This window comes from Pseudomonas sp. AKS31, assembly GCF_023634765.1.
Lineage (GTDB): Bacteria > Pseudomonadota > Gammaproteobacteria > Pseudomonadales > Pseudomonadaceae > Aquipseudomonas.
The window spans coordinates 883,578-890,400 of sequence record NZ_JAMLFX010000001.1 but is presented as its reverse complement, the minus strand read 5'-3'; the positions used below and the strand labels follow the sequence as shown (position 1 = coordinate 890,400).

The window sequence follows — 6,823 nt, the reverse complement described above, 5'->3', positions numbered from 1 at the left end:
GGGCAAGCCCGCTCCCACAGGTTTTGTGAGCGCCACAGATCACTGTGGGAGCGGGCTTGCCCGCGATGGCGTCAGCACAATCAATCCATCAGTGGCTGACACTCCGATCAGCGAATCCCCGCCAGCAACGTTCGCGCCGTTTGCTTCAACGGCTCATCGCCTTCCTTGAGCAATTCGTTGAGCAGCGCAATCGCACTGTCGATATCGCCGTCATCGATACACGTCTGCGCCTGTTCGAGCTTTCCGCAGCTTTCGTCGTGTACCGGCTCAGGTTCCTGCAAATCCAGCGGTTGCAACGCCAGTGACGGCTCGGCATCAGCAAACTCATTGAGAAAATCTTCATCCAGCGGCTCGGCGTCCGGCTCAGGGATCCACTCAAGTTCGGTTTCTTCGCTGGTCGCTTCCGGCAAGTCAAAGTCCTGAGGCAATACTTGCAGACTGGAACCCAGCGCCGAGGTATCTGCCGCTGGCTCAGTGATGGCCGTGCGGCTGTCCTCCAGATCCCAACTGGAATCCATCGACAATTCGCCCAGGTTCAACTCGAAATCATCTTCAGGCGCCGGTTGGGCGGTGACAACAGGGGCTACCGCAATAACGGGCGACACCACGGCCATCGGTACGGCGCCCGCCAGTTTCGGATGGCGAACACGAACATCCTGCAACGTCTGGACGTCCACACCCTGTTCACGCAACTGACTTTCCTGCTGCTCATACGCGGCGCTGTCACCCTGACGCCCCAGGACTTCAAGCAACTGCAAACCGATATCCGTCCGCTCCGGTTCCTTATGCAGGGCATCGCGCAGCAACCCGGCCGCTTCGCCCAAGCGGCCATAGGCCAGATAGATTCCCACCGCCTCCAGCACATCGCCCGCAGCTGGTTCCTCACGGTTTTGGGCGGATGTGTGAGCCCTGACAGGCTCTGCATTTTCGACTTCCGCCACGTCAGGTTCATCGCTCTGCGGCAACAGTGGCAGCTGTTGATCATCCTGTTGCGGCTGTTGCCGTCGACGGTGCACAAACAGCCCGGCCAAGGCCGCCAAAAACAGCAACAGGCCGCCAAGCAATGGCCAGTTCAAACCGTCACCTGTGGACTCAACAGGTGCCACAACCGGAGCAGGTGTCGGAGTGACAACGGGCGGTGGCGGTGCTTTCTGAAGCTCGGCCAAACGCGTTTGCAAATCGGTGATCTGCTTCTTGCCATCAGCAATCTGCACATCCTGCGTCTGCAGTTTGGCGTTCAGTTCGTCGATGGTCTTTTGCAATTGCTGATTCAGCAAGACACTGGCAGCCAGTTGCTCGGCCAATGCATCGTTGGCGGGCGGACTTGCAGGCGTTGGCGCGGGCGCGGCGTCGCGTTTGGCCTGAGGTGCCGGCGGCGCAGCCACGACAGGCTCGACGGTGGGAAACGCGGAAGATTGCGCACGCGGATCCGGCTCATCGGTGGCCGGCACGATACCCGGTGAACCCGGTGGATCGATCAATACCGTGTACTCACGCAGCAAACGGCCATTGGGCTGATCGAGCTGCACGAGGAAATTCAGAAAGGGTTCGTTGACCGGTTTGCTTGACGTCACCCGGATCATCTGGCGATTGCCATGCAGGATCGGGACAAACTTGAGGTCGTTGAGGAAGAACACTCGCTCGACCCCGGCCTCGGCGAATTCATCCACCGTGGCCAGGCGCGCCGACAGATCGTTTGGCGTCAGCCCGCCGACATCGACCAATGTGATATCGGCCTTGAGCGGCTGATTGAGGCCGGAATGAACGGTGATATCACCCAGCCCCAACGCCATCGACCAGGCCGAATAGCTGAATACACCGGCGACCAGCAGCCATTTGGCGCCACCGCGCAGTACCACGTGCCGACTTGCGAGCATGAGCATCCCTTAAATAAGCAAAACCGACTTCTATGCGTTCGCACATCCGGTACGAACACGATATTGCCCAGTAGTTCTTATAGTCGGCTCAGCGCGATCTCTCAAAGATACGGCACGTGGATGTGCCTCAAGATTTTTCCAGGTTGCCCAGAATGTGCCCGTGAACCCGCATGCACACCTTCAAATCCGCCTCGTCGACGCCTTCGAACAGTTCGTGACGCAGTTGTGTGGCAATGGTTTCGATCTGTTCGATCAGCGGCAGGGCCGGTGCACAGAGGACAATTTTTTTCGCCCGACGGTCTTCCATCACGGACTGGCGTTGCACCAGGCCCTGGCTTTCCAGACTATCAAGCAAGCGCGCGAGAGTCGGCCCTTCGACGCCGACGCTCTGCGCCAGCTCACGTTGGGTCGGCGCGTCTTCAAAACGCGCCAGATGCAGCAGCACCAGCCAGCGCGCCTGGGACAGCCCCAGCCCGGCCAGTCGGCGGTCCAGTTCGGCACGCCAGCCACGGGACATCTGGGCCAGTTGCATGCCAAAGCGGTGTTGATCGGTTAACGGCATAAAACACTCACGGTTAGACTGAAAATAAAGAAAATCTAATTATTAGCCAGCTAAGCATGAGCTGCAGTTATAGGCAAGTGGCGGTCTGTACTGAATCGTTACATCTCGAGAGCCCCTCACCCTAACCCTCTCCCAAAGGGAGAGGGGACTGAATGGGGGATATTTGGGAATTACGCCGACGTGACAGCTCAGCGCTGAATCCATAATCGACTCGGTTTTTCAGGTCGATGTATAGCGCAAGACAGCTCGGTCGGCTCCCTCTCCCTCTGGGAGAGGGCTGGGGTGAGGGCCGGAGCCAAATTACATCTCGAATTCAGACTGCAACGCGGCCCGCACGCAATAAAGCACACCCTCCGGAACACGACCGGCAAACAACTCCGCCACTTCGGCGACCGACGGCAACTCGCCTTCGCCATCGAGGAACGCGTCCTGCACTTCGCCCATCAGCTCTTCCGGCAAATCCAGCGCCTGCTCCAACGACAGCTGCTGTTTGCCAATGGCCTCGGCGAGCATTGTGTAGACGTTCTTCTCCGAGCACTGCAACTGACCGGCGATCTGCAGCGGGGTCATGCCGGCGCGTGCCAGGGTGATCAGTTCGTGGCGTACATCGGCCACCACTTTCGGCGCCTCGGCCTCGCCACCGAGCACTTCGAGGAAGGCATCGCCATAGCGTTCCAGCTTGCGTGCGCCGACGCCGCTGACCCGGGCCATTTCCGCCAGCGAGGTCGGCTGGCTGCGGAGCATTTCCAGCAAGGTCGAGTCGGGGAAGATGACGTACGGCGGCACACCATGCTCTTCGGCCAGTTTGCGTCGCAGGGCGCGCAGGGCTTCCCACTGTTCGCGCTCTTCGCCGCGCACCAGCTGACTGGCCGGGCTCTTGCTCGCAGTTTTGGCGGTAACCTGCGGTTTGAGATCGCGGCGCAGCTCCAGCGTGACTTCGCCTTTGAGCAATGGCCGGCAACTGTCATTCAGACGCAGGCCGCCATAGCCTTCGTGATCGACATCCGCCAGACCGCGCGCGACCAATTGGCGGAACAGCGAGCGCCACTCGCTTTCGCTCAACGCTTTGCCGACGCCGTATACCGACAGATGCTGATGGCCGAAGCTGCGGACTTTTTCGTTGTCCTTGCCCAGCAGTACGTCGACCAGATGACCGACGCCATAACGCTGGCCGGTGCGAAAAATCGCCGACAAGGCCTGACGCGCAGGCTCTGTCGCGTCCCAGGTCTGCACGCCGTCGACACAGTTGTCGCAATGACCGCACGGCTCGGGCATGTCCTCATCGAAGTACGCGAGCAGGGTCTGGCGACGGCAGCGGGTCTCCTCGCAGAGCGACAGCATTGCATCGAGCTTGTGTTGCTCCAGACGCTTGTGTCGCTCGTCGCCTTCGGAGTTCTGCAGCATCTGCTTGAGCATCACCACGTCTTGCAGACCGTAGGCCATCCAGGCATCTGCCGGCAGGCCGTCACGGCCGCCGCGCCCGGTTTCCTGGTAATACGCCTCGAGGGATTTCGGCAGATCGAGGTGGGCGACGAAGCGCACGTTGGGCTTGTCGATGCCCATGCCGAACGCCACGGTAGCGACCATGATCAGGCCTTCCTCGTTAAGGAAGCGCTTCTGGTGATAAGCGCGCAAGTCGTTGGGCAGGCCAGCGTGGTAAGGCAGTGCCGGGAAGCCTTGCTCGCTGAGGAACGCCGCGACCTCTTCAACTTTCTTGCGCGACAGGCAATAGACGATGCCGGCATCGCTGCGCCGCTCGGCGAGGAACGCCAGCAACTGCTTGCGTGGCTGCTCTTTGGGCACGATGCGGTAAAAGATGTTCGGGCGATCGAAGCTCGACAGGAAGCGCTCGGCATTTTGCAGGTGCAGGCGGGTGACGATTTCTTCGCGGGTGCGCTTGTCGGCGGTGGCGGTCAGGGCGATGCGCGGAACGTCGGGGAACATCTCGGCCAGTTGGCCCAGTTGCAGGTATTCCGGACGGAAATCGTGGCCCCATTGCGACACGCAGTGCGCTTCGTCGATGGCGAACAGCGCGATGTTCAGGCCTTGCAGGAACGACAGCATGCGCGGCTGCACCAGGCGCTCGGGCGCCAGATACAACATCTTCACTTCGCCGCGCTTGATCCGCGCGGCGAGGTCACGCTGCTGCTCGGCGCTCAGGGTGGAGTTCAGCGCAGCGGCGGCTACACCGAGTTCTTCAAGGGTGGCGACCTGATCGTCCATCAGCGCGATCAGCGGCGACACCACCACTGCCAGGCCTTCACGCAACAGCGCCGGCACCTGGAAGCACAGGGATTTACCGCCACCGGTAGGCATCAGCACCAGCGCATCACCGCCGCTGGCCACGCGCTCAATGATTGCACCCTGTCGGCCACGGAAGCTGTCGTAGCCGAAGATGTCCTTGAGGACGCGTTGAGCCTGTTCGAGCATAAAAACTCCAAAAATCTACCGATACATCCCTGCGCAGGCTGGTTCAGAACAGCCACGGCTGCTTAAACAAAACGTAAGAGCGCATTGCACGACAACCGCAATGCGGGCAGGGATCGCAAAACGCGGCAGTATACCCGAGCCCTTCCCTGCACAGGGTGCCGCTGAGAAGACACAGATGAACCTGCCACACATAAATCCCCTGGGGAGCGAGCCTGCTCGCGAATACGGTGGGTCAGTCGACATAAAGGTGCCTGATACGCCGCTTTCGCGAGCAGGCTCGCTCCCACAGGTTTGGCATGTGGCCCGGCAATTGCGGCAAATCTGCCGTGCGGCTGGCTTGAGCGCGCAAGAAGGCCTAGAATTCCCGCATTGTTTATTCCCCAAGGTAGCCCCGTAATGTCCTTCGCTGAGCAACTGACCCGCCTGCAAGTTTTCCTCGACGCCGACGAGCTGCATGACGAGGCGCTGGATTACGTGGCCGCTCACGGCTACCTGACCGCGCTGTCGATCTGCGCAGAAGACGTGCCGGAGCGTGAGTGGATCGACGCCCTGTTCGCCGAAGAGCCGCATTACAGCAGCGACGCCCAGCGCGAAGAGATCGAAGCCACCCTGATCGGCCTCAAGGCCCACATTGCCCGTCAACTGGCCTCGGATGAAGAGTTCGAGCTGCCATGCGAACTGGATCTGGGCGACGAGCCGGACGATTCGGAACTGCGCGGCTGGTGCATCGGCTTCATGGAAGGCGTGTTCCTGCGTGAGGCCGCCTGGTTCGAAACCGCCGAAGAAGAAGTCAGCGAAATGCTCCTGCCGATCATGGTCGGTTCGGGCCTGTTCGACGAACAGCCGGAATTCGAAGACATCGCCAAGGACGCCAACCTGATGGACGACATGATCGTACAGATCCCGGAAGCCCTGACCGCGCTGTACCTGCTGTGCCAAGCGCCTGACGAAAAACCGGCGATCCTCAAGCCACGTCACCACTAAGATCCGGCCTATGGACAACCCCATAGGCAACCGCCCCCTGATGTTGCGCTACATCCTGCTGGCCATCGGCTGGCTCAGCGTGGCATTGGGGGTGATCGGTATCTTCCTGCCCGTCCTGCCCACCACCCCTTTCCTTCTGCTCGCCGCAGCCTGCTTCGCGCGCAGTTCTCCGCGTTTCTATCAATGGCTGGTCGAGCACCCACGGCTCGGGCCATGGATCCGCGATTACCTTGATGGCAACGGCATTCCGCTCAAGGGCAAGGTCTACGCGATCGGGCTGATGTGGGCGAGCATTCTGTTCTCGTGCTACCTGGTGCCACTGCCGTGGGCGCGGGCGTTCATGTTGACCAGCGCGGTGTTGGTGACGGTTTACATTTTGCGGCAGAAAACCCTGCACAAGCCTTGAGTCGTCGGTAAATGCCTGGCTAAAAAACAGCGCCCCGTTAATGCCGTTCATCTGAAAGCCCTACGCACCTGTCAGATCTGACAGGTGCGCATTCTGCCGTTTAGCCGTTCAATCACTCCGTCATCTTCCCGCCACGGAGTCCTCGCCATGTCCAACCCCATCGAACCTATGCTCCTCGAAGAACTCGGCATCCCCGGTCGCAGCAAAGACCCGGTGTCGACGAATCCCGATGTCTGGGGCATCAACATCGCCGCGGCGCTGGACAACTTTCCGCTTCATGGCCTGCTTTGCCAGGCGGGGCCGTGGGGCAACATGGCCGAAGGCGACAGGTTGACGGTCTTTTGGGGCACCGGGCAGAACGTCTGGGTGGAGACCGTCAACAAGGACGAAGTCAAGACGCAACTGCGCATGTTCGTGCCTCCCCGGCACATGGTCGATGGCGAGTTTGCGGTGTCCTATTCCGTCAGGCTACTGGGCGCGAGCAAGGATGAACCGTCCGAAGTGATGCAGGTGCTGGTCAAGCTGACGCGCCCAGGCGGCGATGATGACAACGGTGACGGCGGG

At 60.6% G+C, this 6,823-nt stretch carries 6 protein-coding genes; 3 read left to right on the top strand and 3 right to left on the bottom strand.

What is annotated here, in order from left to right; all coding sequences use genetic code 11:
- Positions 1-107: 107 nt before the first annotated feature.
- The 3 genes from M9827_RS04020 to recQ all read right to left on the bottom strand — a co-directional run bounded on the left by M9827_RS04020 (position 108) and on the right by recQ (position 4,869).
- Positions 108-1,877 (bottom strand): motility hub landmark protein FimV, encoded by a 1,770-nt coding sequence (locus M9827_RS04020; protein ID WP_250603657.1) that lies wholly within the window; start codon positions 1,875-1,877, stop codon positions 108-110.
- Positions 1,878-2,004: 127 nt separating this feature from the next.
- Complete coding sequence (locus tag M9827_RS04015) at positions 2,005-2,439, bottom strand: MarR family transcriptional regulator (protein ID WP_027613988.1); 435 nt, start codon at positions 2,437-2,439, stop codon at positions 2,005-2,007.
- Positions 2,440-2,739: 300 nt separating this feature from the next.
- Complete coding sequence (gene recQ, locus M9827_RS04010) at positions 2,740-4,869, bottom strand: DNA helicase RecQ (protein ID WP_250603655.1); 2,130 nt, start codon at positions 4,867-4,869, stop codon at positions 2,740-2,742.
- 396 nt (positions 4,870-5,265) lie between these two features.
- Between recQ and M9827_RS04005 the strand changes: the two genes are divergently transcribed.
- From M9827_RS04005 to M9827_RS03995, 3 genes are all read left to right on the top strand, one after another.
- Positions 5,266-5,853, top strand: a complete 588-nt coding sequence (locus tag M9827_RS04005) for a UPF0149 family protein (protein WP_016984205.1) — start codon at positions 5,266-5,268, stop codon at positions 5,851-5,853.
- Between the two features lie 10 nt (positions 5,854-5,863).
- Complete coding sequence (locus M9827_RS04000) at positions 5,864-6,259, top strand: YbaN family protein (protein WP_250603653.1); 396 nt, start codon at positions 5,864-5,866, stop codon at positions 6,257-6,259.
- Between the two features lie 147 nt (positions 6,260-6,406).
- A partial coding sequence (locus M9827_RS03995) for a hypothetical protein (RefSeq protein ID WP_250603651.1) occupies positions 6,407-6,823 on the top strand: 417 nt, incomplete at its 3' end.

Coding starts and splice junctions, on each gene's coding strand:
- M9827_RS04020 (WP_250603657.1), bottom strand. CDS start 1,877: ATGCTCGCAAGTCGGCACGTGGTACTGCGCGGTGGCGCCAAATGGCTG.
- M9827_RS04000 (WP_250603653.1), top strand. CDS start 5,864: ATGGACAACCCCATAGGCAACCGCCCCCTGATGTTGCGCTACATCCTG.
- M9827_RS04005 (WP_016984205.1), top strand. CDS start 5,266: ATGTCCTTCGCTGAGCAACTGACCCGCCTGCAAGTTTTCCTCGACGCC.
- recQ (WP_250603655.1), bottom strand. CDS start 4,869: ATGCTCGAACAGGCTCAACGCGTCCTCAAGGACATCTTCGGCTACGAC.
- M9827_RS04015 (WP_027613988.1), bottom strand. CDS start 2,439: ATGCCGTTAACCGATCAACACCGCTTTGGCATGCAACTGGCCCAGATG.